The organism is Curtobacterium sp. MCBA15_005 (assembly GCF_001864855.1).
GTDB lineage: Bacteria > Actinomycetota > Actinomycetes > Actinomycetales > Microbacteriaceae > Curtobacterium > Curtobacterium flaccumfaciens.
In genome coordinates this window covers 1,633-1,863 of record NZ_MJGL01000018.1, presented here as the reverse complement: position 1 = coordinate 1,863, position 231 = coordinate 1,633, and the positions used below count along the sequence as shown (strand labels likewise).

The 231-nt window shown below is 68.4% G+C and carries 1 pseudogene; it reads left to right on the top strand.

The features are described from left to right. Positions 1 to 231: pseudogene (locus tag BIU89_RS10230) on the top strand (inositol 2-dehydrogenase); the annotation flags it as partial.

Genomic DNA, 231 nt, shown 5'->3' with positions numbered 1-231 from the left:
GCTCGAGCAGCAGCACGCCGCCCGACCGGTCATCCAGGTCGGCTTCATGCGCCGGTTCGACTCCGGGTACCAGGAGCTCAAGGCGCTGCGCGAGTCGGGGGCGAACGGCGCCCTGCTCGCCCTGCACCACGCGCACCGCAACCCGACGACGCCGCCCAACTTCAGCGAGTCGATGCTCATCCACGACTCGGTGATCCACGAGATCGACATCATCCCGTTCCTGACCGGCGA